This is a genomic window from Curtobacterium sp. P97 (genome assembly GCF_023712445.1).
In the GTDB taxonomy this organism is placed as follows: domain Bacteria; phylum Actinomycetota; class Actinomycetes; order Actinomycetales; family Microbacteriaceae; genus Curtobacterium.
This window is the reverse complement of sequence record NZ_JAMAYF010000106.1, coordinates 1-459: the sequence shown is the minus strand read 5'-3', so window position 1 is coordinate 459 and position 459 is coordinate 1. Positions and strand designations below refer to the sequence as shown.

The window sequence follows — 459 nt, the reverse complement described above, 5'->3', positions numbered from 1 at the left end:
GCTGCAGGGGCCCGCGGCGCGCGCAGCGTGACGTGTGTGTGTGTGGGGGGGGGGGGCAGTCGGGTCCTTTCTCTAGTCGTTGACCAGCAGCACCTTGCCGGTGTGCGAGCTCTCCTCGAGGATGCGGTGGCCGTCGGCCGCGCGGGCCATGGGCCGCCGAGTGTGCACGACGGGGCGCACCCGGCCGGCCTCGACGTCGGGCCACACGTGCCGGCGCACCTCGGCGATGATCGCGCCCTTGCCGTGCGGCCCCTCGACCGGGCGCCCGCGCAGCCCCATGGCGTGCACGCTGCCGCGCTTGGCCAGCAGCGCCCCGATGTTCAGCTCGGCCTTGACGCCGCCCTGCATGCCGATGATCGTAATCCGGCCGTCGGGGGCCAGGGCGTCGACGTTGCGCGGCAGGTAGGCCGCGCCCATGTTGTCCAGCACGACGTCGGCCCCGCCGGCGGCCTTCACCAC

1 protein-coding gene is annotated in these 459 nt (G+C 74.5%); it reads right to left on the bottom strand.

Features of this window, described 5'->3' with window-relative positions; genetic code table 11:
- Positions 1-72: 72 nt before the first annotated feature.
- The coding region (locus M3677_RS17180; RefSeq protein WP_251161162.1) for a zinc-binding dehydrogenase at positions 73-459 on the bottom strand (387 nt) is incomplete at its 5' end.